General features: G+C 72.6%; 25 protein-coding genes. 17 read left to right on the top strand and 8 right to left on the bottom strand.

What is annotated here, in order from left to right; all coding sequences use genetic code 11:
* Positions 1-12: 12 nt before the first annotated feature.
* Positions 13-1002 (bottom strand): type I pantothenate kinase, encoded by a 990-nt coding sequence (gene coaA / locus ACWDZ4_RS07075; protein WP_451507421.1) that lies wholly within the window; start codon positions 1000-1002, stop codon positions 13-15.
* Positions 1003-1080: 78 nt separating this feature from the next.
* Between coaA and glmS the strand changes: the two genes are divergently transcribed.
* From glmS to ACWDZ4_RS07040, 7 genes are all read left to right on the top strand, one after another.
* The gene (gene glmS / locus ACWDZ4_RS07070) at positions 1081-2955 is read left to right on the top strand and encodes a glutamine--fructose-6-phosphate transaminase (isomerizing) (RefSeq protein ID WP_451507420.1); all 1875 of its coding nucleotides are present in this window, start codon (positions 1081-1083) and stop codon (positions 2953-2955) included.
* 4 nt (positions 2956-2959) lie between these two features.
* A complete protein-coding gene (locus ACWDZ4_RS07065) occupies positions 2960-3328 on the top strand; it encodes a holo-ACP synthase (RefSeq protein ID WP_451507419.1) in 369 nt (122 codons plus the stop codon).
* A 13-nt stretch (positions 3329-3341) separates the two neighbouring features.
* Positions 3342-4880 (top strand): NAD(P)H-hydrate dehydratase, encoded by a 1539-nt coding sequence (locus ACWDZ4_RS07060; RefSeq protein ID WP_451507418.1) that lies wholly within the window; start codon positions 3342-3344, stop codon positions 4878-4880.
* Between the two features lie 305 nt (positions 4881-5185).
* Positions 5186-6337, top strand: a complete 1152-nt coding sequence (gene alr, locus ACWDZ4_RS07055) for an alanine racemase (protein ID WP_451507417.1) — start codon at positions 5186-5188, stop codon at positions 6335-6337.
* A 12-nt stretch (positions 6338-6349) separates the two neighbouring features.
* Positions 6350-7576, top strand: a complete 1227-nt coding sequence (locus ACWDZ4_RS07050) for an alpha/beta fold hydrolase (protein WP_451507416.1) — start codon at positions 6350-6352, stop codon at positions 7574-7576.
* The gene (tsaE, locus tag ACWDZ4_RS07045) at positions 7548-8060 is read left to right on the top strand and encodes a tRNA (adenosine(37)-N6)-threonylcarbamoyltransferase complex ATPase subunit type 1 TsaE (protein WP_451507415.1); all 513 of its coding nucleotides are present in this window, start codon (positions 7548-7550) and stop codon (positions 8058-8060) included. Before ACWDZ4_RS07050 ends, tsaE begins: the two co-directional genes overlap by 29 nt.
* Before the next feature lie 127 nt (positions 8061-8187).
* Entirely contained in the window at positions 8188-8349 is a 162-nt protein-coding gene (locus tag ACWDZ4_RS07040) for a hypothetical protein (RefSeq protein ID WP_451507414.1), read from the top strand.
* Positions 8350-8364: 15 nt separating this feature from the next.
* Here the strand turns inward: ACWDZ4_RS07040 and ACWDZ4_RS07035 are convergent, their stop codons facing one another.
* A complete protein-coding gene (locus ACWDZ4_RS07035; RefSeq protein ID WP_451507497.1) occupies positions 8365-8913 on the bottom strand; it encodes a hypothetical protein in 549 nt (182 codons plus the stop codon).
* Positions 8914-9049: 136 nt separating this feature from the next.
* Between ACWDZ4_RS07035 and tsaB the strand changes: the two genes are divergently transcribed.
* From tsaB to ACWDZ4_RS07015, 4 genes are read left to right on the top strand one after another with little or no spacing between them, the layout of a single operon-like run.
* Complete coding sequence (gene tsaB, locus ACWDZ4_RS07030) at positions 9050-9709, top strand: tRNA (adenosine(37)-N6)-threonylcarbamoyltransferase complex dimerization subunit type 1 TsaB (RefSeq protein ID WP_451507413.1); 660 nt, start codon at positions 9050-9052, stop codon at positions 9707-9709.
* Between the two features lie 17 nt (positions 9710-9726).
* Complete coding sequence (gene rimI / locus ACWDZ4_RS07025) at positions 9727-10221, top strand: ribosomal protein S18-alanine N-acetyltransferase (RefSeq protein ID WP_451507496.1); 495 nt, start codon at positions 9727-9729, stop codon at positions 10219-10221.
* Positions 10214-11329 carry a tRNA (adenosine(37)-N6)-threonylcarbamoyltransferase complex transferase subunit TsaD gene (gene tsaD, locus ACWDZ4_RS07020; protein WP_451507412.1) on the top strand — a complete coding sequence of 372 codons (1116 nt, stop codon included), beginning with the start codon at positions 10214-10216 and terminating at the stop codon, positions 11327-11329. The genes rimI and tsaD overlap by 8 nt, the downstream gene beginning before the upstream one ends.
* Entirely contained in the window at positions 11326-11589 is a 264-nt protein-coding gene (locus ACWDZ4_RS07015; protein ID WP_451507411.1) for a hypothetical protein, read from the top strand. Before tsaD ends, ACWDZ4_RS07015 begins: the two co-directional genes overlap by 4 nt.
* A gap of 322 nt (positions 11590-11911) precedes the next feature.
* Here ACWDZ4_RS07015 and ACWDZ4_RS07010 read toward each other — a convergent pair whose 3' ends face one another.
* Positions 11912-13081 (bottom strand): THUMP-like domain-containing protein, encoded by a 1170-nt coding sequence (locus ACWDZ4_RS07010; protein WP_451507410.1) that lies wholly within the window; start codon positions 13079-13081, stop codon positions 11912-11914.
* A gap of 73 nt (positions 13082-13154) precedes the next feature.
* Between ACWDZ4_RS07010 and ACWDZ4_RS07005 the strand changes: the two genes are divergently transcribed.
* From ACWDZ4_RS07005 to groL, 6 genes are all read left to right on the top strand, one after another.
* Positions 13155-14546, top strand: a complete 1392-nt coding sequence (locus tag ACWDZ4_RS07005; protein WP_451507409.1) for a hypothetical protein — start codon at positions 13155-13157, stop codon at positions 14544-14546.
* A 21-nt stretch (positions 14547-14567) separates the two neighbouring features.
* Positions 14568-15116 (top strand): NUDIX hydrolase, encoded by a 549-nt coding sequence (locus tag ACWDZ4_RS07000; RefSeq protein WP_451507408.1) that lies wholly within the window; start codon positions 14568-14570, stop codon positions 15114-15116.
* A gap of 101 nt (positions 15117-15217) precedes the next feature.
* Positions 15218-16141: a polysaccharide deacetylase family protein gene (locus tag ACWDZ4_RS06995; RefSeq protein ID WP_451507407.1), complete on the top strand. Its 924-nt coding sequence runs from the start codon at positions 15218-15220 to the stop codon at positions 16139-16141.
* Positions 16138-17034: a polysaccharide deacetylase family protein gene (locus ACWDZ4_RS06990; protein ID WP_451507406.1), complete on the top strand. Its 897-nt coding sequence runs from the start codon at positions 16138-16140 to the stop codon at positions 17032-17034. Before ACWDZ4_RS06995 ends, ACWDZ4_RS06990 begins: the two co-directional genes overlap by 4 nt.
* Positions 17035-17281: 247 nt before the next feature.
* The gene (gene groES / locus ACWDZ4_RS06985) at positions 17282-17590 is read left to right on the top strand and encodes a co-chaperone GroES (RefSeq protein WP_028812332.1); all 309 of its coding nucleotides are present in this window, start codon (positions 17282-17284) and stop codon (positions 17588-17590) included.
* A gap of 94 nt (positions 17591-17684) precedes the next feature.
* Entirely contained in the window at positions 17685-19310 is a 1626-nt protein-coding gene (groL, locus tag ACWDZ4_RS06980; RefSeq protein WP_344494807.1) for a chaperonin GroEL, read from the top strand.
* Between the two features lie 84 nt (positions 19311-19394).
* Here the strand turns inward: groL and ACWDZ4_RS06975 are convergent, their stop codons facing one another.
* From ACWDZ4_RS06975 to ACWDZ4_RS06955, 5 genes are all read right to left on the bottom strand, one after another.
* Positions 19395-20090: an ester cyclase gene (locus tag ACWDZ4_RS06975; RefSeq protein WP_451507405.1), complete on the bottom strand. Its 696-nt coding sequence runs from the start codon at positions 20088-20090 to the stop codon at positions 19395-19397.
* A 67-nt stretch (positions 20091-20157) separates the two neighbouring features.
* Positions 20158-21186 carry a hydroxyacid dehydrogenase gene (locus ACWDZ4_RS06970; RefSeq protein WP_451507404.1) on the bottom strand — a complete coding sequence of 343 codons (1029 nt, stop codon included), beginning with the start codon at positions 21184-21186 and terminating at the stop codon, positions 20158-20160.
* A 24-nt stretch (positions 21187-21210) separates the two neighbouring features.
* The gene (locus tag ACWDZ4_RS06965; RefSeq protein ID WP_451507403.1) at positions 21211-22080 is read right to left on the bottom strand and encodes a carbohydrate ABC transporter permease; all 870 of its coding nucleotides are present in this window, start codon (positions 22078-22080) and stop codon (positions 21211-21213) included.
* A complete protein-coding gene (locus ACWDZ4_RS06960; RefSeq protein ID WP_451507402.1) occupies positions 22077-22973 on the bottom strand; it encodes a carbohydrate ABC transporter permease in 897 nt (298 codons plus the stop codon). Before ACWDZ4_RS06960 ends, ACWDZ4_RS06965 begins: the two co-directional genes overlap by 4 nt.
* Before the next feature lie 7 nt (positions 22974-22980).
* Positions 22981-24309, bottom strand: a complete 1329-nt coding sequence (locus ACWDZ4_RS06955; RefSeq protein ID WP_451507401.1) for an ABC transporter substrate-binding protein — start codon at positions 24307-24309, stop codon at positions 22981-22983.
* Positions 24310-24325 lie beyond the last annotated feature (16 nt).

Raw genomic sequence — 24325 nt, 5'->3', positions numbered from 1 at the left:
GGCACGTACTCCTCAGAGTTTGCGGAGCGAGAGGCGCTTGACCTTGTGGTCGGGGCCCTTGCGCACCACCAGCGTGGCACGGCCGCGCGTCGGCGCCACGTTCTCCAGCAGGTTGGGCTTGTTGACGGTCCGCCACATCGTACGGGCGTAGTCGAGGGCCTCTTCCTCCGGGACCTGGGTGTACTTCCTGAAGTAGGAGGAGGGGTCCTGGAACGCGGTCGCGCGCAGCTTGCGGAAGCGGTTCAGGTACCAGGTCTCGATGTCCTCGGCGCGCGCGTCGACGTACACGCTGAAGTCGAAGTAGTCGGCGAGCGCCACCCGGGTGCGGCCGTCCTTGCCGGGCAGCGCCGGCTGGAGGACGTTCAGACCCTCGACGATCAGGATGTCCGGGCGGCGGACCGTGAGGCGCTCGCCGGGCACGATGTCGTAGATCAGGTGGGAGTAGACGGGCGCGGTGACCTCGTCCTTGCCGGCCTTGATGTCGGCGACGAAGCGGGTCAGGGCGCGCCGGTCGTACGACTCGGGGAAGCCCTTGCGCGCCATGAGGCCGCGCCGCTCGAGCTCCTCCATGGGGTGGAGGAAGCCGTCGGTGGTCAGCAGCTCCACGCGCGGGTGCTCCGGCCAGCGGGCCAGCAGCGCCTGGAGGAGGCGGGCGACGGTCGACTTGCCCACGGCGACGCTGCCCGCGACCCCTATGACGAAGGGCGTGCCGCGCTGGGCGCCGTGGCCGTTGCCCGCGTCGCCGAGGAAGGTGTTGAGGGCGCCGCGCAGGCCCGAGGTCGCCTGGACGTAGAGGTTGAGCAGGCGGGAGAGGGGGAGGTAGACGTCCCGCACCTCGTCGAGGTCGATCACGTCGCCCAGGCCGCGGAGCCGTTCGAGTTCCTCCGCCGTGAGGGGCAGCGGGGTCTTCTCGCGCAGCGCGCTCCACTCGGCCCGGGTGAGGTCCAGGTACGGCGAAGCGTCTGCCCGGCGGTGGGTGGACCGTTGCGGCGAAGTGATCACATGAACATTGTCGGGGGTGCGGAGCTGTCGTGGGTGGTGTGCTCGGTCACGTGGGGGCGTCGGCCGTAGGGTGCGGACATGTGCGGAATCGTGGGGTACGTCGGCGGGCAGTCGGCGCTTGATGTTGTCATCGCGGGACTGAAACGGCTCGAGTACCGGGGTTACGACTCGTCAGGTGTTGCCGTGCTCGCGGACGGTGGGCTGGCCGCGGCGAAGAAGGCCGGCAAGCTCGTCAACCTGGAGAAGGAGCTCGTGGGGCGGCCGCTGCCGGCCGGGGCCACGGGCATCGGACACACCCGGTGGGCCACGCACGGGGGGCCCACGGACGCCAACGCGCACCCGCATCTGGACAACGCGGGGCGCGTCGCCGTCGTACACAACGGGATCATCGAGAACTTCGCCGTTCTGCGGGCCGAGCTCGCCGGGCGCGGGCACGAGCTGGCGTCCGAGACCGACACCGAGGTCGTGGCGCACCTGCTCGCCGAGTCCTTCTCCTCGTGCGGGGACCTCGCGGAGGCGATGCGGCTGGTGTGCCGGCGGCTCGACGGGGCGTTCACGCTGGTCGCCGTGCACGCGGACGACCCCGACGTGGTGGTGGGGGCGCGGCGGAACTCGCCGCTGGTGGTGGGCGTGGGGGAGGGGGAAGCCTTCCTCGCGTCCGATGTGGCCGCCTTCATCGCGCACACGCGGTCGGCGATCGAGCTGGGGCAGGACCAGGTCGTCGAGGTACGGCGGGACGGCGGGGGCGGCGGCGCGGCCGGCGTCTCGGTCACGGTCACGGACTTCTACGGCGCGCCCGGCGAGGTGCGGTCGTACCGCATCGACTGGGACGCCTCCGCCGCCGAGAAGGGCGGCTACGACCACTTCATGCTCAAGGAGATCGCCGAGCAGCCGAAGGCCGTCGCCGACACGCTGCTGGGGCGCATCGACGCGGGCGGGGCGCTGACCCTGGACGAGCTGCGGATCCCCGATTCCGTGCTGCGGGAGATCGACAAGGTCGTGGTGGTGGCCTGCGGGACCGCTTTCCACGCGGGGATGATCGCGAAGCTGGCCGTCGAGCACTGGACGCGGATTCCCTGCGAGACCGAGCTGGCGAGCGAGTTCCGGTACCGGGACCCGATCCTCGACGCGCGGACGCTGGTGATCGCGATCTCGCAGTCCGGCGAGACCATGGACACGCTGATGGCGCTGCGGCACGCGCGGGAGCAGGGCGCGAAGGTGCTCGCCGTGTGCAACACGAACGGGTCGACCATTGCGCGGGAGTCGGACGCGGTGCTCTACACGCATGCCGGTCCCGAGGTCGCCGTCGCCTCCACCAAGGCGTTCCTGACGCAGCTGGTCGCCTGCTACCTGGTCGCGCTCTACCTGGCGCAGGTGCGCGGGGCCAAGTGGGGGGACGAGGTCCGGGGCGTGGTGCGCGAGCTGTCGGAGATCTCGGGCGAGGTGGAGCGGGTCCTGGAGACGATGGAGCCGGTACGGGAGCTGGCGCGGTCGCTGGCGGGGAAGAGGACGGTGCTGTTCCTGGGGCGGCACGTGGGGTACCCGGTCGCCCTGGAGGGTGCGCTCAAGCTGAAGGAGCTCGCGTACATGCATGCGGAGGGGTTCGCGGCGGGCGAGCTCAAGCACGGGCCCATCGCGCTGATCGAGGACGACCTGCCGGTGGTGGTGGTCGTGCCCTCGCCCCGGGGGCGGTCGGTGCTGCACGACAAGATCGTGTCGAACATCCAGGAGATCCGGGCGCGGGGGGCGCGGACGATCGTGATCGCGGAGGAGGGCGACGAGGCGGTCGTTCCGTACGCCGATCACCTGATCCGGATCCCGGCCACGCCGACGCTCCTGCAGCCTCTGGTCTCGACCGTGCCGTTGCAGGTCTTCGCCTGCGAGCTGGCCACGGCGCGGGGCAACGAGGTCGATCAGCCCCGGAACCTGGCCAAGTCCGTGACGGTGGAGTGAGCGCGTGATCATCGGTGTGGGTATCGACGTCGCAGAGATCGAGCGGTTCCGGGCGTCGCTGGAGCGCACGCCGCAGATGGCGCGGCGGCTGTTCCTGGAGAGCGAGCTGTACCTCCCGGGCGGGGACCGGCGCGGCTTCGCCTCGCTCGCCGCCCGGTTCGCGGCGAAGGAGGCCCTCGCGAAGGCGCTGGGGGCGCCGGCCGGGCTGCACTGGACGGACGCCGAGGTGTACGTCGAGGAGAGCGGGCAGCCGCGGCTGCGGGTGAGCGGGACGGTACTGGCGCGGGCGGAGGCGCTCGGGGTCCGGTCCTGGCACGTCTCGCTCAGTCACGACGCGGGAATCGCTTCCGCCGTCGTCATTGCCGAAGGATGAGGTGTTTTCGCTGATGCGCGCTGCCTATGGCGTGGAGACCGTACGGACCGCCGAGCGGGAGCTGATGGCCCGGCTCCCCGAGGGCGCGCTCATGCAGCGGGCCGCGGCCGGGCTCGCCGCGGTGTGCGCGGGGCTGCTGGGGCGGGTGTACGGGGCGCGGGTCGTGCTGCTGGTCGGCAGCGGCGACAACGGGGGCGACGCGCTGTACGCGGGCGCGCGGCTGGCGCGGCGGGGGGCGGGGATCACCGCTGTGCTGCTGGACGCGCAGCGGGCGCACGGGGGCGGGCTGGCGGCGTTGCGGCGCGCCGGGGGGTCGGTGGTGACGGGGGCGGCCGGTGACGCGGCCGGGGCTCTCGCGCGTGCCGATCTGGTGGTCGACGGGATCACCGGGATCGGGGGGCGGGGCGGGCTGCGGGACGCCGCCGTGCCGTTGGCGCGGGCGGCGCGGGACTCCGGGGCGGTGGTCGTCGCCGTGGATCTGCCCAGCGGGGTCGAGGCGGACAGCGGGGAGGTGCGGGGGGAGTGCGTGCGCGCCGATGTGACGGTCACCTTCGGTACGTACAAGCCGGGGCTGCTGATCGACCCCGCGCGGGAGTACGCCGGAGCCGTGCGGCTGGTCGAGCTGGGACTCGATCTCGAAGCGGTGGAGGCGGACGTCGAGGTGCTGCAGCACGCGGACGTGGCCGCGCTGCTGCCGGTTCCGGGCGCGGAGAGCGACAAGTACCGGCGTGGGGTGGTCGGCGTCGTGGCGGGGTCGGAGCGGTATCCGGGGGCGGCGGTGCTCGCGGTCGCCGGGGCGCTGCGGGGCGGGGCCGGGGCGGTGCGGTACGTCGGACCCGGGGCGGGGGCGGTGATCGTGCGCTTCCCGGAGGCGCTGGTGCACGCGGGGCCGCCGTCGGAGGCGGGACGGGTGCAGGCGTGGGTGGTGGGGCCGGGGCTGGGTGAGGACGCCGCCGGGGCGCTGGAGGACGTACTGGCTTCGGACGTTCCGGTGCTGGTCGATGCGGACGGGCTGCGGCCGCTGGAGCCGGAGACGGTGCGGCGGCGGGACGCACCGACGCTGCTGACGCCGCACGCGGGGGAGGCGGCGGCGCTGCTGGGGGTTTCGCGGGAGGAAGTGGAGGCGGGGCGGCTGGTCGCGGTGCGGGAGCTGGCCGCGCTGTACGGGGCGACGGTGCTGCTGAAGGGGTCCACGACGCTGGTGGCGGCGCCGGGGGGCACGGGCACGGGGTTCTCGGGGCGGCCGGTGCGGGTGAACCCCACCGGGACGTCCTGGCTGGCCACGGCCGGGAGCGGGGACGTGCTGTCGGGGCTCGCGGGGGCGCTGCTGGCGGCCGGGCTCGGGGCGGTGGACGCGGGGTCGGTCGCGGCGTACGTGCACGGGCTGGCGGGGCGGCTGGCGGCGGGTGGTGTTCCGGGCGGTGCTTCCGGTGGTGTTTCCGGCGGGGCGCCGGTGGGGGCGTCGGATGTGGCGGACGCGGTGCCGGGGGCTTGGCGGAGGGTCGTGGGGCGGGGGCGGGCCGCTCCGGGGGCGGCGTTCGGGACTGCATGATTCAGCTGCGGGGCGGCGTTCTTTGTACGAGGCCCGCTCCCTGCGCACAGATCACGCTTCACGTCCCGAACACCCCCCTGCGCGTCCCGCCCCCTCGCGCCGGTGGGTGGTGCAACGCGGGCGCCGCGAGCCCGGGGGTGTCGGCCGGGGGTCCGGGGGTTGCTCCCGGGTGGGCACGGCACGTCCCGAACGCCACCTCCGGCGCGACCCGCCCCCTCGCGCCGTCCCGCCACCGGCCGGCCGGTGGGAGAGGGCACGCAAGAGGTGGCCGGAGGCTGTCGCGGGGCTCTGAGACACTGGGCGCGATGACCGCGATGACTCATACCCCCATGCGAGCCCGCGCCGAGATCGATCTGGCGGCCCTGCGAGCCAACGTGCGGGCTCTGCGTGCGCGTGCGACGGGGGCCCAGCTGATGGCCGTGGTGAAGTCGGACGCCTACGGGCACGGCGCTGTCCGCTGCGCGCGCGCCGCCCTCGGCGCGGGGGCGACCTGGCTGGGGACCGCGACCCCCGAAGAGGCCCTGGCGCTGCGCGCCGCCGGGTTCGACGGACCGCTGATGTGCTGGCTGTGGACCCCGGGCGGGCCCTGGCGCGAGGCGGTCGAGGCGGGCATCGACGTCTCCGTGAGCGGGATGTGGGCGCTCGGGGAAGTCGTCGAGGCGGCGCGTGCGGCGGGGCGCGTGGCGCGCGTACAGCTCAAGGCCGACACCGGGCTCGGGCGCAACGGCTGCCAGCCCGCCGACTGGCCCGAGCTGGTGCGCCGCGCCCTGGAGGCGCGGGACGCCGTCAGGGTCACCGGGCTCTGGTCGCACTTCGCCTGTGCGGACGAACCCGGGCATCCGTCGATCGACGCGCAGCTGGCCGTTTTCCAGGATCTGGTCGACTACGCCGAGAAGGCCGGGGCCGAGCCCGAGGTGCGCCACATCGCCAACTCGCCGGCGACGCTGACCCTGCCCCACGCGCACTTCGACCTCGTACGGACCGGCATCGCCATGTACGGCGTCTCGCCGAGCCCCGAGCTCGGCACGCCCGCCGACTTCGGGCTGCGCCCCGTGATGACCCTCGCGGCGTCCGTGGCGCTGGTCAAGCGGGTTCCGGAGGGACACGGCGTCAGTTACGGGCACCACTACGTCACCGGTGAGGAGACGACGCTGGGACTGATTCCCGTCGGGTACGCCGACGGCATCCCGCGGCACGCCTCGGGCAGCGGGCCGGTGCTGGTCGGCGGCAAGTGGCGCCGGGTCGCCGGGCGGGTCGCCATGGACCAGTTCGTGGTCGATCTGGGGGACGACGTGGTGGAGCCGGGCGCCGAGGCCGTGCTGTTCGGTCCGGGCGACCGGGGGGAGCCGACGGCCGAGGACTGGGCGCAGGCCGCGGGCACCATCGGGTACGAAATTGTCACGCGCATCGGATCGCGGGTACCCCGTGTCTATGTGAACGAGGACCCCGGAAGCTAGGAGATCGCCACCGTGAGCGAGAGCAGCGCGCCGGGTGTGGTGGAGGTGGCCGCGGAGGCCGCGACCGCCGCCGCCGGCAACTGGCGCCGGGCGGGCCTGGCCGGCACCGCGCTGGGCGTGGTCGCGGCGGGCGCCGCCGCGGGTGTCGCCCTGGAGCGGATGACCGTCGGCCGCGGCATGCGCAAGAAGGCGCAGCTCGCGCTGGACGCCGCCGGACCGTACGGCGCTCTGCGCGGGATGCCGGGACAGGCCGTGGCGGACGACGGCACCGGGATCTACTTCGAGGTGGACGAGGTGGAGGCGGACGGCGCCGGCCCGCGGCGGCGCCGGCTCTTCGGGCGCAGGTCCCCGGCCCCCGTCACCGTCGTCTTCAGCCACGGCTTCTGTCTGAGCCAGGACTCGTGGCACTTCCAGCGGGCGGCGCTGCGCGGTGTGGTGCGTACGGTCCACTGGGACCAGCGCAGTCACGGGCGTTCGGCGCGCGGCGCGGCCCAGGAGCGGGGTGTCGCGATCGACATCGAGCAGCTGGGACGCGACCTGAAGGCCGTCGTCGACGCTGCCGCGCCCGAGGGGCCGCTGGTGCTGGTGGGGCACTCGATGGGCGGCATGACGATGATGGCGCTGGCCGACCAGTTCCCCGAGCTGATCCGCGAGCGCGTGGTGGGCGCCGTTTTCGTCGGTACGTCGTCGGGGAAGCTCGGCGAGGTCAATTTCGGGCTGCCGGTGGCCGGTGTGAACGCCGTACGCCGGGTCCTGCCGCGCGTGCTGCGCGCCCTCGGCTCGCAGGCGGAGATCGTCGAGCGGGGCCGGCGCGCCACGGCCGACCTCTTCGCCGGGCTCGTCAAGCGGTACTCGTTCGGCTCGAAGGACGTCGACCCGGCGGTCGCGCGGTTCGCGGAGCGGTTGATCGAGGCGACGCCGATCGACGTGGTCGCCGCGTTCTACCCGGCGTTCACGGACCACGACAAGGCGGAGGCGCTGGAGGTCTTCGCCGAGGTGCCGGTGCTCGTCCTGGCGGGCGACAAGGACCTGGTGACGCCCAGCGAGCACAGCGAGGGCATCGCCCGCCTGCTGCCGGACGCCGAGCTGGTGATGGTCCCGGACGCCGGGCACCTGGTCATGCTGGAGCACCCCGAGATGGTCACCGACCGGCTCGCGGACCTGCTGGCCCGCGTGGGCGCCGTACCGGCAGCCGCTAACGTTGGGACGTATGGAAGCACCGCACACCCCGGCGGCTGACGTCACCGCCGTCCTCACCGTCCACTCGCCCGGCCTCATGCAGGAGCTGGGGCGCCGGCTCGCGAAAATGCTCCGCCCCGGTGATCTGGTGATGCTCACCGGTGAACTCGGCGCGGGCAAGACGACGCTGACGCGCGGGCTCGGCGAAGGGCTCGGGGTGCGCGGCGCCGTGACGTCGCCGACGTTCGTCATCGCCCGCGTCCACCCCTCGCTGACCGGCGGTCCCGCCCTGGTGCACGTGGACGCGTACCGGCTGGGCGGCGGGCTCGACGAGATGGAGGACCTCGACCTCGACGTCTCGCTGCCCGACTCCGTGGTGGTGGTGGAGTGGGGCGACGGGAAGGTCGAGGAGCTGTCGGACGACCGGCTCCACGTGGTCATCCACCGGGCGGTGGGGGACGCCGTCGACGACGTGCGCGAGGTGACGGTGCGCGGTGTCGGCGAGCGGTGGGCCCGGGAGGACCTGGCCGCGCTGGGGGCCTGACGTCCGTACGTTCCGACAAGACGTCGGCAAGATGTTGCGCCGGCGGCGCCGGGCGTGGTCACATGGATACCGAGACATGGTTAGGTCTACCTAACCACGCCTGCCCCCGGAGCCACAGGAGGCGTCCATGCCGGCTTCAGAACACGAAGCGACCCAGCCTCTGTCCATGCGCGATCTGCTGGCCTCGTGCGCGGCGGCCACGGCGGTCTCCACACCGCCGCGCGAGCCGCAGGAGGGCGAGACGCCCCCCGAGGGGCACGAGCACACGGAACGGCGCGAGGCCGCGTAGCTCTTACGAGCGTATTTACGGAACGACTACGACCTTCACGCGGACCGTCGCGAAGCGCCACATCGCGTCGCCGTCGGCGCGCTCCATGCGGACGCCGCCGGTCTTGCCCGCGGCCGGGTCCGGGCTCGGCATGGAGCCGTCGACCGCGGCGCTGAAACCGATCACCACGTTCTCGACGCTCGTGAACCGGACCACGTGCTCGATCTGCACCCCGTCCGAGCCGGTGATGCTCCCCGAGCGCGAGGTCACCGCGTACGTGCCGGGCGGCGGGCTGACCGTGCTCGGCATGACCTCGAAGGTCCGCGTCGCCTTGCCCTGCTCGTTCACCAGCCACACCCGCCGGTCGCCCAGCGCGTAGACGACGCGCATGCCGACGCCCGAGTCGGCGGGCACCGCGAACACGTCCTTCTTCTCGGGCTTCTTCCTGGGCGGGAGCGTGGCGTGCGCGGCCGGGGACTTGCCGGAGCCGGGCTCGGCGAGCCGCGCGGGGGACGGGGCACTCGCCGCCGCCTGGTAGGCGAGGAAGGCGACCCCGGCCACGGCTGCCGCGGTGAGCCCGGCCACGAATCCCGAGCTGCTCCTTGCCACCTTGCTCCACCTCATGTTCTTGCCGCGTGCGTATGTGTGGTGACGGTAGCAGCAGGGGCCGGGAGGGACGGGGGACGCCGTGCCCCCGGTGCGCGGGCCGTAGGCTGTTTGCGTGCTCTTGCTCGCCGTTGATACCGCCACCCCAGCCGTCACCGTCGCCCTCCACGACGGCGCTTCCGTCATTGCCGAGGCCGGACAGGTCGACGCACGCCGGCACGGGGAACTGCTGCTGCCCACCGTCGACCGGGTGCTCGCCGAAGCCGGTCTGAAACTCGGCGCCGTGACCGCGGTGGTCGTGGGCGTCGGCCCCGGCCCCTACACCGGGCTGCGGGTCGGTCTCGCGACGGCCGAGACCTTCGGCCTCGTCCTCGGAGTGCCGGTCCACGGGCTGTGCACCCTGGACGGTCTCGCGTACGCCTCGGGGCTCACCGGCCCCTTCGCGGTGGCCACCGACGCGCGCCGCAAGGAGGTCTACTGGGCGCGGTACGCCGATGCCCGTACACGGATCTCCGGGCCCGCCGTCGACCGCCCCGCCGACATCGCGGAGGAACTCGCGGGCCTGCCGGTGGTCGGCTCGGGCGCGCTGCTCTACCCCGGGGCCTTCCCGGACGCGCGCGGCCCCGAGCACCAGTCGGCGGGCGCGCTGGCGTCGCTGGCCGCCGAGAAGCTCGCGGCGGGGGAGCCGGAGGCGTTCCTGGCGCCGCTGCCGCTCTACCTGCGCCGGCCCGACGCGCAGGTCCCGAAGAACTACAAGGTGGTCACGCCGAAGTGAGCGCGGGCCTGAGGGAAATGCGCTGGTGGGACATCGAGCCGGTGCTCGGTCTGGAGCGCGAGCTGTTCCCCGAGGACGCCTGGTCGCCGGGGATGTTCTGGTCCGAGCTCGCCCACGCGCGCGGGCCGCAGGCCACCCGCCGCTACGTGGTGGCCGAGGAGGCGGGCCGGATCGTCGGGTACGCCGGGCTCGCCGCCGCCGGGGGGCTCGGCGACGTACAGACCATCGCCGTCTCGAAGGACCAGTGGGGGACCGGGCTCGGGTCCCGGCTGCTCACCGACCTGCTGGGGCACGCGAGCGCCTTCGAGTGCGCCGAGGTGCTCCTCGAAGTGCGCGTCGACAACACGCGCGCGCAGAAGCTGTACGAGCGCTTCGGCTTCGAGCCGATCGGCTTCCGGCGCGGCTACTACCAGCCGGGCAACATCGACGCGCTCGTGATGCGGCTGACGACGACGACCGACCCGGCGGACCCCGCCGCCTCCGTACAAGGAACCGAGATTCACCATGGCTGACGAACCGCTCGTCCTCGGCATCGAGACCTCCTGCGACGAGACCGGCGTCGGGATCGTGCGCGGCACCACCCTGCTCGCCGACGCCATCGCGTCGAGCGTCGACGAGCACGCCCGCTTCGGCGGTGTGGTGCCGGAGGTCGCCTCGCGCGCGCACCTGGAGGCGATGGTCCCGACGATCGGGCGCGCGCTGAAGGAGGCCGGGGTCGCCGCCTCCGACCTGGACGGCATCGCGGTGACGGCCGGACCGGGACTGGCGGGCGCGCTGCTGGTGGGGGTGTCCGCGGCGAAGGCGTACGCGTACGCGCTGGGGAAGCCGCTGTACGGCGTGAACCACCTGGCCTCGCACATCTGCGTCGACCAGCTGGAGCACGGGCCGCTGCCCGAGCCCACGATGGCGCTGCTGGTGAGCGGCGGCCACTCGTCGCTGCTGCTGGCCCCCGACATCACGAGCGACGTACGGCCGATGGGCGCGACCATCGACGACGCGGCGGGCGAGGCCTTCGACAAGATCGCGCGCGTGCTGGACCTGGGCTTTCCCGGCGGTCCCGTCATCGACCGGCTCGCGAAGGAGGGCGACCCGAAGGCGATCGCCTTCCCGCGCGGGCTGACCGGGCCGCGCGACGCGGCGTACGACTTCTCCTTCTCGGGGCTGAAGACGTCGGTCGCCCGCTGGATCGAGGCCAAACGCAGCGCGGGCGAGGACGTGCCGGTGCGGGACGTGGCGGCCTCCTTCCAGGAGGCGGTCGTCGACGTACTGACCCGCAAGGCGGTCCGGGCCTGCAAGGACGAGGGCGTCGACCACCTGATGATCGGCGGCGGCGTGGCCGCCAACTCGCGGCTGCGGGCGCTGGCCGCCGAGCGGTGCGAGCGGGCCGGCATCCGGCTGCGCGTGCCGCGGCCGGGGCTGTGCACGGACAACGGGGCGATGGTCGCGGCGCTCGGCGCGGAGATGGTGGCGCGGGGCCGGGCGGCGTCGGACTGGGACCTGTCGGCGGACTCCTCGCTGCCGGTGACCGAGCCGCACGTACCGGGCGCCGCCCATGACCACGGGCACGACCACGACCACGATCACGTGCACGAGATCAGCAAGGACAACCTCTACTCATGACCGTCGCGCTGATGTGGGAGGCCCGCGCCGTCGAGGGCCGGGGCGGGGAGCTGCTGGAGTGGGCCCGGGCGCAGGTCCGGGCCCTGGCGGGCGAGCCGGTGCGCAGGGAGGTCCTGCGGGCGCCGCGGGACCGCGTGCTCGTCATGACGTGGTGGGAGGCGGCGTACGACGCGGAGCTGCCCGAACTGCCGGAGCCCGAGGGCGAGCTGATCACGCGGGCGGTTCACCGCTGGCGCTTCGAGTCGGTCGAAGGGGCCTGATCCGGCCCGCCGGCCACCGGGCGGTGTCGTGCGGGTGGCCCGCCGTACGCCGCTTCCGCCGCCCCCGCCGCCCGAGTACCTGCGGACCTGGCCCGGACCCGGGGCGATGCGCGCCGGCCGGGCGCCTAGACGTCCACGGACGCGCTCTTCCTCATCGGACTCGGGGTCGTCCTGTGGGTGGCCGGGCCGATCGGCGCGGCGAAGGCCGTGGGCACCGCCGGTGGGCGGTGCGGGTGGGCCCGCCGGGCGCGACGGGTGGCGTGGAGGGCTGAACGGCCGCTGCGGCGCGGAGTGGCCGGGGGGTGAGGGGCCCGGCGCCCGGCTACGGCGCCGGGTGGCCGATCAGTACGGTCGGGGCGCCCGCGACGCGGGTGAGGAAGACCGTGGCGGAGTTCGGCCCCGACAGCTTCATCCTGCGGCGCAGCTCCTCCGGCTCGACCGCCGAGCCGCGCTTCTTTACCGTCAGTACGCCGACCTCCCGCTCCCGCAGCAGTGCCTTCAGCTTCTTCAGGCCGAAGGGGAGCCGGTCGGTGATCTCGTAGGCGGTGGCGTACGGCGTGGGGTGGAGCTCGTCCGCCGTGATGTACGCGATCGTCTCGTCGATCAGACGCCCGCCGACCTGCTCCGCGACCTCCGCCACCAGGTGCGAGCGGACGACGGCGCCGTCCGGCTCGTAGAGGTAGCGGCCGACCTCGCCGGGCTCCGGGTCCGGCAGCCCGGTGCCGACCAGGGTGCGCGGGCCGGGGAGCAGGGTGGCGCGGACGGCCTTGGGGTCGGTGCCGAACCAGAGCACCGCCTCCTTCACGTCGCCGCCGTCCGAGATCCACTCCGCCTCGGCGTCGTCCGGGACCGCCTCGTGCGGGACGCCCGGAGCGATCTTGAGTGCGGCGTGCGCGGACGTACGGGCCGCCCCGATCGCCCAGGACAGGGGCGGCGAGTACGCCTCCGGGTCGAAGATGCGGCCGCGGCCGCCGCGCCGGGCCGGGTCGACGAAGACCGCGTCGTGGGGGGACGTGTCGATGTCGGTGACGTCGGCGCAGCGGACCTCGATCAGGCCGGAGAGACCGAGCGCGCCGGCGTTCGCGCGGGCCACCTCGGCCGTCAGCGGATCGCGGTCGACGGCCAGGACCCGGATTCCGGCGCGGGCCAGCGCGATCGCGTCGCCGCCGATGCCGCAGCACAGGTCGGCCACGCTCCGTACGCCGAGCGCGGCGAAGCGGCCGGCGCGGTACGTCGCCACCGCCGCGCGGGTGGCCTGCTCGACACCGTTCGGGGTGAAGAACATCCGGTACGCGTCCTCGGCGCCGAACTTCGCCACCGCCCGCTGCCGCAGCCGGGCCTGCCCCAGCGCCGCCGAGACCAGCGCGGCGGGGTGGTCGCGGCGCAGCCGGGTGGCGGTGGCCAGCTCCTGGGCGGGGTCGTGGTCGCGGAGCGCGGTGAGCAGGAACTGGCCCTCGTCGGTGAGCAGGGCGGAGAAGGAGTCGAGATCCACGGACACCATTCTCCCTGTCAGTGGCGGGACGTACTGTCGAGGTGTCGTGGGGCAGGCGGAGATCGGGGGATCCGTGGACGCGGTACTCAGCTCGGGGTGGGACAGCGTGCGCCAGCGCGCGCTGCTCGGTGCGTACGGTACGGACGGGGTGCCGCAGGAGCGGGCCACGGCGGAGAGCCGGGTGGAGCTGCTGGGGCGGCTGCGCTGGGAGGTGATCCAGGGCGGCGTGGTCTTCCTGACGTACACCCAGCTGCTGGACGGCGCCGCGTTCGCCGTGCTGCGCCCGGCCGAGCTGCTGGACGAGCTGGCGATACGGGCGGTCGGCGGCGGCGCGATGCTCCCGGTGCGGGTGAACGCGCGCGACGCGGACCTGGGAGCGCAGCTGCTGGCGATGCTCTCGCGCGGCTTCCTGCTCTCCTCGCTGCCGCTGAGCGGCGAGCGGTGCCGCCGGCTCCAGCACCGGCTGGCGGAGGCGGGCGGCGGCGTCGCGGCTTCCGGCGCCGACGGGCCGGTGGACGCCGTGGACCGGCTGCTGCGCGCGACCGGCGAGCTGGACCCCGTGCTGCGGCTGCGTCTCGTCGCCCGCTGGCGCGACTGGCTGGAAGCCGCCGGGCGCGGACTGCTGGAGGTGCGTGACCTGGCCCCGGCGGACTATCCCACCGCGTACGCCGTGCAGCCGCCGCCCGCGCCCGGGGAACTGCGCAGCGACGCGGGCCGGGGAGTGCTGGAGGCATGGACCGGCAGGGCGCTCGACGTGGGCGGGATGCCCAACCGCAGCCTGCTGTACGACCGGCTCGAACCGCTGGCCAGGGCCGCGGACCGGGCCGAACGCGACGACGCCGAGCTGCTGCGGGAGTCCTTCGACGAGACCTACTACCGGGCCATCGCGGCGGGTGAGCGCTGCATGCTGGCGCTGGCCGCGCCCCGGCGCGGGGTGCGCAGGCGGGAGGCGGAGGCGCTCACCGGGGAGGCGCCGCTGGTGACGTTTCCGACGGGCTTCGAGCGGCGGCTGGGCCTGATGCCCGGGGAGGACTGGCAGCGGTTCGCCGACGACGCGGCCGACGCGCTCGGCCGCTGGTGGGAGGCGCGTGATCCGGCCGCTCTGCAGGAGATAGGGGAGCTGCTCGGCGGCCGTACGAAAGACCCGGGAAGCGGTGGCCCGGCCGCGGGCGGTGCTCCGATGACGCGCATCCAGCGGGCCGTACGGACGGTGGGAGGCCGGACCGGGGAGCTGACCGCGGCGGGCGGCCTGGGCGTGGCGGCGAACCTGGTGGCGGGCGAGGGACTGCTGGGCGACGCCGTGTCGGGCATGGCGGGGACCATGGTCCCCGTGGTGGTGGCGGTGGTGCTGGCCGGGGGAAGAGCGGTGGGGAGGCGCTCGCTCGGCGCGTACCGGGGGCGGTGCGATGTGGTGGAGTTGCCGACGGCGGTGCCGACGGTGCCGGCGGATCCGGACGGACAGTGAGAGCGGCCATGGACGGTGACGGTGGACAGTGAGCTGGAGCGCGCCGGCTCGCGCAAGGTGTACGGCGATCCGGACGGCAGGTGGTGCGAGGTCTTCCTCGACACGTACCGGCTGCCCGCCGGACGGACGCTGGAGCTGCACCGGGTACGGGTCGGCGCGGGCCGTACCGGGGTGGTGGTGCTGGCCCGGCGCGACGGCTTCACGCTGATGGTCCGCCAGTGGCGGCCCGCTGTCGGACGGTGGATGTGGGAGCTGCCCCGGGGCTTCGGGGAGAGCGAGCCGGCCGCCGACGCGCTGCGCGAGCTCGCCGAGGAGACCGGTCTGCGGGGCGGCGCGGCCGAGGTGCTGGCCTGGGTGGACGTCGACTCCGGCCTGCTCGAGAGCGAAGTGGCGGTGGTGGAGGTGACTGTCCCCGCCGATGCCGTACTGGGCGGCGGTGGCAGTGGTGACGGCGAGGTCGCGGCCGCCCGCTGGTGGTCACGGGAGGAGCTGGCCGACGGGATCCGGCGCGGGGAGGTGCGCGACGGGTTCACGCTCGCCGCGCTGGGGGTGGCCGCGGCGCACGGCTGAACGCCCCCGGTGCGCGGGGCTTCGGCCGCCCGGGGGACGGCGGGCTCTTCGCGCGGGTGTCGGCCGGGAACGGGGGGCGCGCGCTGGCAGTATGCGGCGCCATGCGACTAGTACGACAAAAGGCAAAAAGAGCTGGAAGGGGGTACGCGGCGGGGCTCGGTGTACTGCTGGCCGCCTCTCTCGTCGCCGCCGGCTGCGCCACGCCCTCCGCCGAGCCCCCCGAGCCCGCCGCGCCGGCCCCCGGCCAGCAGCAGGTGCACCGCGCGGGCCCCGCCGGCTCCCTCGCCGTGTACGCCGAGCGGCTGCGGCGTGCCCAGATCGCGCGTGTCGCCGCCGCCAGGAAGTGGGGGCTGGCGCAGACCCCGCTCGTCGCGCCCCCGCCGCCCGCCGTGAAGCCGAGGATCACCACGCGCAAGGGGTTCGAGGCCGGGCGCGGGCTGCCGCCCGTGTTCACCACCGTCCCGGTCGACGAGCGGGTCGTCTTCCTGACGATGGACGACGGCGCGGAGAAGGACCCGAAGCTGTTGCGGATGATGACCGAGCTGGGCATCCCCTACAGCGCTTTCCTCAGCGACTACCTGGTGCGCGAGAACTACGGATACTTCGAGCGCATGCAGGCGCGCGGCGTCGCCCTGCACAACCACACCCTCAACCACCGCTACATGCCCGGCCTCACCTACGCCCAGCAGAAGCGCGAGATCTGCGGCATGCAGGCCGTCATCGAGAAGCGGTTCGGCAAGCGGCCCCGGCTCTTCAGGCCGCCGTACGGCAACTACAACGCCGACACCCTGCGCGCCGCCCGCGCCTGCGGCGTGAAGGCCGTGCCGCTGTGGGCCGCCGAGGCGTTCCCCGACCGGATGGAGTGGCGGGAGTGGGACCGGGACCTGCATCCCGGCGACATCATCCTCACGCACTTCCGCGGCAGGGAGCAGTGGAAGGGAACCATGCCGGACATGATCCGGCGGGTCATGAAGACGGTCACCGCCAAGGGGTACGCCGTGGCCAGGCTGGAGGACTACCTGTGAGGCGTGCGCACCGGCCGCTGACCGGGCTGCTGGCGGCCGGTGCGCTCGCACTCGCCGGATGCGCGCAGTCCGTGGAACCGGCCGAGCGGCTCGGCGGGAAGGCGGTGCGCGGTGTCGCGCCGGAGGGGCGGGAGGCGGGGGCCGCGGGGACCGAGGCCCTCCGGACGCCCGACGGGCAGCCACACGGCGGGCAGGCGCACGGCGGGCAGCCGCACGGCGGTCCGGCGCCGCGGTCCGGGGCGTCGTACGCGCGGTGGGGGCTGCGGGAGCCGCTCCGTCCGGCGCCGGCGCCCCCGGCCCGCACACCGGACCGGCCCTTCGTCGTGGACCGCGTACCGACCCGCGACAAGGTCGTCTTCCTCACCTTCGGCGACGGCGCCGCACAGGACTCCGCGTTCGTGCGGCTGGTCGGCGAACTGAACCTGCCGGTCAGCGTGTTCCTGACGGACGGCACGGCCTCGCCCGGGCACAGCCGCTTCGACCGGCCGAGGCGGGCGGGCGGCGGCCCCGGCACGGTGCAGAACCACGGGGTCGGCCACGTCTACCTGCCCGGTCTGCCGTACACCGGGCAGCGCGCCCAGATCTGCGGCCAGCGGGACCGCCTGGAGGCCCGCTTCGGCACCAGGCCGCGGCTCTTCAGGCCGCCGTACGGGGCGTACAACAACCAGACGCTGCGGGCGGCGGGCGACTGCGGGGCCGACGCGGTGGTGCTGTGGCGGGCTTCGGCACACGAGGGCGCCCTGCGGTACGCGCGGGGCGACCGGCTGCGGCCGGGCGACATCGTGCACGCGCACTCCCGCAAGCCCGGGGGGCTCACGGAGACGACGGTGCGGGTGCTGCGCCGCGTCCAGGAACAGGGGTTCACGGTGGCGAGGCTGGAGGACTACCTCTGAGGAGGACCGCCTCCGACGCGGCCGGACGCCGGGCCCGGGACACCGGGGCCGGGACGCGCGCGGCGGCGCTGAATTGGCACTCGGCTTGACCGAGTGCTAACCACGTCATAGTCTCGGCGTTGGCACTCTCCACCGGTGAGTGCCAATAGTAGCGACGGGCAGGTCCGGCACCCGCGACGACGGATCCACCTGGTCGCCACCCCACATCAGTTAACCCCGTGAGATCTCCGAAGGGGGAGACCGGACCGTGACGACCACCAGCTCCAAGGTTGCCATCAAGCCGCTCGAGGACCGCATTGTGGTCCAGCCGCTCGACGCCGAGCAGACCACCGCCTCTGGCCTGGTCATTCCGGACACCGCCAAGGAGAAGCCCCAGGAGGGCGTCGTCCTGGCCGTGGGCCCGGGCCGCTTCGAGAACGGCGAGCGCCTGCCGCTCGACGTATCCGTCGGCGATGTCGTGCTGTACAGCAAGTACGGCGGCACCGAGGTGAAGTACAGCGGCGAGGAGTACCTCGTCCTCTCGGCTCGCGACGTGCTCGCGATCATCGAGAAGTAACTCGCCCCAAGATTGCTTTTGATCTGCGCCCCTGGCCCCCTGCGATTGCCGGGCGGCCCGGGGCGCATTTCGTTTGAGAGGACAGAGAAGCTCCATGGCGAAGATTCTGAAGTTCGACGAGGACGCCCGTCGCGCCCTCGAGCGCGGCGTCAACAAGCTTGCCGACACGGTCAAGGTGACGATCGGCCCCAAGGGCCGCAACGTCGTCATCGACAAGAAGTTCGGCGCCCCCACCATCACCAACGACGGTGTCACGATCGCGCGCGAGGTCGAGCTCGACGACCCGTACGAGAACCTGGGCGCCCAGCTCGTGAAGGAGGTGGCGACCAAGACCAACGACATCGCGGGTGACGGCACCACCACCGCCACCGTGCTGGCCCAGGCGCTGGTCCGCGAGGGCCTGCGCAACGTCGCCGCCGGTGCTTCCCCGGCCGCCCTGAAGAAGGGCATCGACGCCGCGGTCAAGGCGATCTCCGAGGACCTCCTCGCGAACGCCCGTCCGATCGACGACAAGTCCGACATCGCCGCCGTGGCCGGGCTCTCCGCCCAGGACTCGCAGGTCGGCGAGCTCATCGCCGAGGCGATGGACAAGGTCGGCAAGGACGGTGTCATCACCGTCGAGGAGTCCAACACCTTCGGCCTGGAGCTCGACTTCACCGAGGGCATGGCCTTCGACAAGGGCTACCTCTCGCCGTACATGGTGACCGACCAGGAGCGTATGGAGGCCGTCCTCGACGACCCGTACATCCTGATCCACCAGGGCAAGATCGGCTCGATCCAGGACCTGCTGCCGCTGCTGGAGAAGGTCATCCAGGCCGGCGCCTCCAAGCCGCTGCTGATCATCGCCGAGGACGTCGAGGGCGAGGCCCTGTCGACCCTGGTCGTCAACAAGATCCGTGGCACCTTCAACGCCGTCGCGGTGAAGGCTCCCGGCTTCGGTGACCGCCGCAAGGCCATGCTCGGCGACATCGCCACCCTCACCGGTGCGACCGTCATCGCCGAAGAGGTCGGCCTCAAGCTCGACCAGGCCGGTCTCGACGTGCTGGGCTCCGCCCGCCGCGTGACCGTCACCAAGGACGACACGACGATCGTCGACGGCGGCGGCAACGCCGACGAGGTGACCGGCCGCGTCAACCAGATCAAGGCCGAGATCGAGTCCACGGACTCCGACTGGGACCGCGAGAAGCTCCAGGAGCGCCTCGCGAAGCTGGCCGGCGGCGTGTGCGTGATCAAGGTCGGCGCCGCCACCGAGGTGGAGCTGAAGGAGAAGAAGCACCGTCTGGAGGACGCCATCTCCGCGACCCGCGCCGCGGTCGAGGAGGGCATCGTCTCCGGTGGTGGCTCCGCTCTGGTCCACGCCGCCAAGGTGCTCGAGGGCGGCCTGGGCAAGACCGGCGACGAGGCCACCGGTGTCGCGGTCGTCCGCCGCGCCGTCGTCGAGCCGCTGCGCTGGATCGCCGAGAACGCCGGCCTCGAGGGCTACGTCATCACCGCCAAGGTGAGCGAGCTCGACAAGGGCCACGGCTTCAACGCCGCGACCGGCGAGTACGGCGACCTGGTCAAGGCCGGCGTCATCGACCCGGTCAAGGTCACCCGCTCCGCGCTGGAGAACGCCGCGTCCATCGCGTCGCTGCTGCTCACGACCGAGACCCTGGTCGTCGAGAAGCCGGCCGAGGAAGAGGCGGACGCCGGACACGGCGGCCACGGCCACAGCCACTGACGTCGTACGACGTGTGAAGGCCCCCGTTCCCACCGCCCGGCGGTGGGAACGGGGGCCTCGTACGTCCGGTGCAGCCGCCCCGGTTCAGCCGAGTGCGCCCAGCTGCCGCATCAGGCCCAGCGCGTCCATGTGCCACCAGCCTTCCTGGATCATCCCGTCCTGGAAGCGGAAGATCGTGGTGCCGGTCATGGTGCACTGCTTGCCGGTGGGCGCGATGCCCATGAAGTCGCCCTTGTGCATGCCGGTCCACGTCCACAGCGTGGCCACGTCGTCGCCCTCCGACACCTGCTTGTCGAGGTCGAAGCCGAAGTCGAAGGCATTGCGCCAGCCGGTCACGTCACTGCGGATGACGTCGGTCCCGACCGCCGTGTCCTCCTCCTTGAGGACGTCGTGGTCCCGGTAGTCGGCCGCGAACAGTTCGTCAACGATGTCGAAGTTGCCCCCGGCGGCCACCTCGTGGAAGAAACGGCGGGCGGTCGCCGCGTTCAGCTGCTCGTCACGGACGACGTCGAGGTCCGTGAACGAGGGCATCCCGTCGCAGAGCGCCGCCATCTCCTGGAAGATCCGGTCGGTCTCCGGCAGGTGGGAGTTCTTCATCGCCTCTTCGTGCGACGGGAACTCGACGATCTCGACGTAGTGGTTCGCCTGCGAGCGGTCCTTGCCGATGATGTTGTGCGTGGCGGTCCGCTTGCCCTTGGTCTGCTCGACCCACCTGTCCATGAGCTGGTTCATGTCGTCGGACCGCTCGGTCTTGTAATCGATTATCTGTACGAATTTCATGACGCCTCCCGGACTGGGATGGGATACGTACATTCTAGTTAAATAAGCGGTTTCCCCTCTTTCGGCTTCAGGCCGAGTGGTGCAGGGCCTCCGGCCGAACCGGGTCGGCGAAGGGCAGGCCCTGCGCGTAACGCTCCAGCTCGTCGAGGGACTGGTCGGCCATGCGGTGGAGTTCGCCGCCCAGCGAGCCCGCGATGTGGGGGGTCAGCAGGACGTTCGGGAGGTCGTACAGCGGTGAGTCCGGCGGTGGAAGTTCCGGGTCCGTCACGTCGAGTACGGCGTTCAGACGGCCGGAGACGAGCTCCGGGAGCAGCGCGCTCTCGTCGACGAGGGAGCCCCGGGCGGTGTTGATCAGGGTCGCGCCGACGGGCATCGCGGCCAGCTGGCGGGTGCCGATCATGTGGTGGGTCGCCGGAAGCTGCGGGGCGTGCACCGAGATGACGGAACTCCGTGCGCACAGGCCGTCCAGGGAGACCGGCTCGACACCGAGCGCGGCGGCTTCCCGCGGGGTGACGTACGGGTCGTACAGCAGGACGTCCAGATCGAAGGGGCGCAGCAGTTCGATGACGCGGCGGCCGATGCGCGAGGCACCGATGACGCCCACGGTGCGGCGGTGGTTCCCGGCGCCGTGGAGGTCCGCGCCCCAGTCGTGGTCGGCGCGCAGGGCGCGGTAGCGGGCGGCGGAGTGCAGGACGCGTTTGCCGGCGAAGAGGATCGCGGCGAGCGTGTACTCGGCCACGGGCAGGGCGTTGGCCGCCGCCGCGGAGGTCACGGCGACGGAGCGGTCCCAGCAGGCCTGGGTGATGTGGTGCTTGACGGAGCCCGCCGCGTGGATGACGGCGCGCAGGTTCGGGGCGGCGTCGAGGACTTCGGCGGTGAGCGGCGTGGCGCCCCAGCAGGTGAACAGGACCTCGGCCTCGGCGAGGGCCGCCGCGACGTGCGGCGCGGGGGCGGCGAGGTCGTGCGCGACCAGGCGCGGGTCGGTGCGCGCCAGAGCGGCCAGACGGATGCGGTGGCGGTCGGTGAACAGGCGTTCCGCGATGCCGGGACCCATGGCGAGAAGCAGGGACGGCTGACTGTCAGTGGCGTGGTGCATGGTGGAACTCGGTCTCCTCTTGAGTCACTTGACGCTTCCGGCGGTGAGCCCGGCCTTCCAGTGCCGCTGGAGGGAGACGAAGGCGACGACCAGGGGGATGACGGCGAGGAGGGAGCCGGTGACGACGAGGGGGTAGAACTCCGGCTCGCCGTGGGCGTTGCTGTTCCACGCGTACAGGCCGAGGCTCAGCGGGAAGAGTTTCTGGTCCGAGAGCATCACCAGGGGGAGGAAGAAATTGTTCCAGATGGCGGTGAACTGGAAGAGGAAGACGGTCACGAAGCCCGGCATGATCATCCGCAGACCGATGGACCAGAAGGTGCGCAGCTCACCCGCTCCGTCGATACGCGCGGCTTCGAGGGCCTCGTCGGGGATGTAGCCGGCGCTGAAGACCCGGGCGAGGTAGACGCCGAAGGGGTGGACCAGTACGGGGACGAGCACGGCCCAGTAGGTGTTGACGATGCCCACCTCGCTGGCGAGCAGGTACATGGGCAGGGCGAGCGCGGTGGTCGGGACCAGCACGCCCAGCAGGACGACGCCGAACAGCTTCTCCTTGCCCCTGAACCGGTACTTGTCGAAGGCGTAGCCCGCGGCGACGCTGATCAGCGAGCTGACCACGGCGCCGCCGCCCGCGTACAGCAGGCTGTTGAGGTACCAGCGGAAGTAGACGCCGTCGCCGTACGTGGCCAGGGCGGAGAGGTTCGCGCCGAGGTTGAAGTCCTCGAAGGAGAAGGCGTCTCCGGCGAGCAGGCCGCCGGTGTCCTTGGTGGCGGCGGTGACCAGCCAGGCGAGGGGGAGAAGCATGTAGACCGTGGCGAGGACGAGCGCGCCGTTGACGGCGGACTTCGACAGCCAGCGGCTGGCGGTGGTGTTCGCGGTGCTGTGCGGGGGGTTCATGCCTTCTTCCCCTTCCGGCCGGTGAAGCGGGTGACGGTGAAGGAGAGCAGCGCGGCGGTGAGCGCGAGGAGCACGGAGGCGGCGGCCGCGAGTCCGTAGTCACCCCGGTCGAAGGCCGCGGTGTACGCGTACATGTTCGGCGTCCAGGTGGAGGTGACGGATGATCCGGTGCCCTTGTTGACGATCAACGGCTCGGTGAACAGCTGCAGCGAGCCGATGACCGTGAACAGCGCGACCATGACGACCGAGGCGCGGATCAGCGGGACCTTGATGCTGAACGCGATGCGCCAGGAGCCGGCCCCGTCCACCGTGGCCGCTTCCAGTACGGAGCGGTCGACGGCCTGGAGGGCGGCGTAGAAGATCACCATGTTGTAGCCGAGCCATTCCCACAGCGCGATGTTGATGACGGAGGGGAGGGCGCCTTCGGGTGCGAAGAAGTCGAAGCCGATGCCACCGGCCTCCATCGCGTCGACGACCGGGCTGAGCTGGGGCGTATAGAGGTAGACCCAGATCAGCGCGGCGATGATGCCGGGGACGGCGTGCGGCAGGAAGAGCACGAGCTGGAAGAAGCGGCGGGCGCGGGCGAGCGTCGAGTCGAGGAGCAGGGCGAGTGCGAGGGCTCCGCCGATCATCAGCGGGATGTAGAGGACGCAGTACCCGAGGAGTACGGCGAAGCCCTCGCGGAAGGCCGGATCACCCAGCGCCGCGGTGTAGTTGCCGAGGCCGCCGAAGACGGTCTCGGTGCCGCCGAAGCCCAGCCCCGACTGCTTCTCGGTGAACAGGCTCAGCCAGACCGCGTACCCGATCGGCACCACCGTCACCAGGATGAAGAGAACGAAGAAGGGGGTCAGCAGTACGCCGGCGGCGGCGTTGGTTCGGGTGCGGGCCTTCACGGTCGTCTCAGCCCTTCACCTTCAGGCCGCGCTTCTTCAGCTCGGAGACGGTGGCGTCGTGCCCGGCCTCGACCGCGTCGGCGATCGTCGCGCCGCCGCCGGCGACCTTGCCGAACCCGTCCTTGATGACGGTGTTGGTCGTGCCGGCGCTGGGACCCCACGCCCAGTCGGGGGTGATGGAGCCGCCGGCGTCCTCGAAGACCTGGTAGATGTCCTGGCCGCCGTAGAACTTCGCGTCGAAGGCGGCCTTGGCGGCCGGGCGCAGCCCGACGGCGGCGGGGAAGGCACTCGACGTACCGGAGGCGATCCGGGCCTCGATGCCGTCCTCGGTGGTCGTCATCCACTGCGCGAACTCGACGGCGGCCTCTGTCTTCTCGCTGTCCTTGGTCACCGCGAAGGTGGAGCCGCCCAGCATGCCGCTGGCCGGCCTGCCGTCCCAGGACGGCATCGGGGCGACGGCCCACTTGCCGCTCTGCTCGGGCAGGGTGCCCGCCAGGACGCCCGCTCCCCAGGAGGCGCCCAGGTAGCCGATGGTGGAGCCGTTCTTGAGGGAGTTGGTCCACTCCGGACTGAAGGAGGCGTTGTTGCGGACCAGGTCGTCGTCGAGCAGTCCCTGCCAGTACGCCGAGAGCCTCCTGGTCGCGGCGTCGGTCGTGTCGACCTTCCAGGTGTCGCCCTCGGCCTTGAACCACTGGGCGCCGGCCTGCCAGGCCATCGCCTGGAAGGTGGTCGGGTCGTCGGGGAAGAAGGTGCCGATGCGCGCCTTCCGGTCGGCCTTCTTGACCTTCTCGGCGGCCTCGCGGAACTCGCCCCAGGTCTTGGGGACTTCGACGCCGTACTTCCCGAACAGGTCCTTGCGGTAGTAGAAGACCTGCGGCGAGGCGTCGAAGGGAACGGCCCAGTTCTTGCCGCCGAGGGTGGTCAGTTGGACCGCCTGCGGCAGGAACTTCTTCTTCACGTCGTCGGAGAGGTGGCCGCTGATGTCCTGGACCGAGCCCTGGCTGACGAACTCCGGGAGCATCGGGTACTCGACGGAGACCAGGTCGGGGGCGTTGCCCGCCTTCACGGCGTTGGAGATCTTGGCGTAGCCGCCGGCGTTGCCGGAGGGGATCTCCTCGTACTTCACCCGGATGTTCTCGTGCGAGGCGTTGAAGGCGTCGACCACCTCCTTCGAGCCCTTGGCCCAGCCCCAGAAGGTGATCGAGACGGGCTTGCCGTCACTGCCGGGAGCGGCGGCCTTCTCGTCCTCGCCGCTGCCGCCGCAGGCCGTGAGAACGGCGAGGGCGGTGGCGGCGCCGACTATGGCATGGGACGTTCTGTTCCAACTGCGGCTCACGGCAGGGCTCCTGAAC

The sequence above is a fragment of the Streptomyces sp. NPDC003016 genome (assembly GCF_053591455.1).
Note: the sequence above shows the minus strand (reverse complement) of the source record. Positions and strands in the feature narration are given on the sequence as shown.

Coding starts and splice junctions, on each gene's coding strand:
- glmS (WP_451507420.1), top strand. CDS start 1,081: ATGTGCGGAATCGTGGGGTACGTCGGCGGGCAGTCGGCGCTTGATGTT.
- ACWDZ4_RS07060 (WP_451507418.1), top strand. CDS start 3,342: ATGCGCGCTGCCTATGGCGTGGAGACCGTACGGACCGCCGAGCGGGAG.
- alr (WP_451507417.1), top strand. CDS start 5,186: ATGACCGCGATGACTCATACCCCCATGCGAGCCCGCGCCGAGATCGAT.
- tsaE (WP_451507415.1), top strand. CDS start 7,548: ATGGAAGCACCGCACACCCCGGCGGCTGACGTCACCGCCGTCCTCACC.
- ACWDZ4_RS07040 (WP_451507414.1), top strand. CDS start 8,188: ATGCCGGCTTCAGAACACGAAGCGACCCAGCCTCTGTCCATGCGCGAT.
- rimI (WP_451507496.1), top strand. CDS start 9,727: ATGCGCTGGTGGGACATCGAGCCGGTGCTCGGTCTGGAGCGCGAGCTG.
- tsaD (WP_451507412.1), top strand. CDS start 10,214: ATGGCTGACGAACCGCTCGTCCTCGGCATCGAGACCTCCTGCGACGAG.
- ACWDZ4_RS07015 (WP_451507411.1), top strand. CDS start 11,326: ATGACCGTCGCGCTGATGTGGGAGGCCCGCGCCGTCGAGGGCCGGGGC.
- ACWDZ4_RS06995 (WP_451507407.1), top strand. CDS start 15,218: ATGCGACTAGTACGACAAAAGGCAAAAAGAGCTGGAAGGGGGTACGCG.
- groL (WP_344494807.1), top strand. CDS start 17,685: ATGGCGAAGATTCTGAAGTTCGACGAGGACGCCCGTCGCGCCCTCGAG.
- ACWDZ4_RS06975 (WP_451507405.1), bottom strand. CDS start 20,090: ATGAAATTCGTACAGATAATCGATTACAAGACCGAGCGGTCCGACGAC.
- ACWDZ4_RS06970 (WP_451507404.1), bottom strand. CDS start 21,186: ATGCACCACGCCACTGACAGTCAGCCGTCCCTGCTTCTCGCCATGGGT.
- ACWDZ4_RS06965 (WP_451507403.1), bottom strand. CDS start 22,080: ATGAACCCCCCGCACAGCACCGCGAACACCACCGCCAGCCGCTGGCTG.